The sequence below is a fragment of the Paenibacillus sp. EKM10P genome (assembly GCF_011800655.1).
Lineage (GTDB): Bacteria > Bacillota > Bacilli > Paenibacillales > Paenibacillaceae > Paenibacillus > Paenibacillus polymyxa.
Map to the genome: position 1 here is coordinate 1 of NZ_JAALET010000086.1, position 407 is coordinate 407.

The 407-nt window shown below is 49.9% G+C and carries 1 protein-coding gene; it reads right to left on the minus strand.

Annotated features, from left to right (window positions below; genetic code table 11):
• A partial coding sequence (locus HFE01_RS26520; protein WP_167442915.1) for a condensation domain-containing protein occupies positions 1-407 on the minus strand: 407 nt, incomplete at both ends.

Sequence of the window (407 nt, forward strand, 5' to 3'; positions counted from 1 at the left end):
ATGTACTCGTTTTGCTGCTCTTCCTCCATATCCCGCAAATCCTCAACATACAGTTCACTGCGCTTATTCCGGTACACGACCTGAAGCGGTTCATCTTTCCAGCCGCTGTAGAAGTTCGTGCGCAATACCGTATGCCGCTGCACCAAGACATCCAAACTGGCCGCAAATGCAGCAATATTAAAATGTCCGCGCAGATCAAAGGAAGCCTGTTCAAAATACGCTCCCGATTGCGAATCCATCAGATTGTAAAAGAGCATTCCCTTCTGCATCGGCGTCAGTGCGTACACATTTTCCAGCTCACCGATACATGCCGCTTGTTCCGCAATCTGCTCCAGCTCTCCAGTCGTTAAGCCTTTGAAGGATACATCACTTGGCGTCAGTTCCGGTTGTTCCTGAGCGGTGCAATG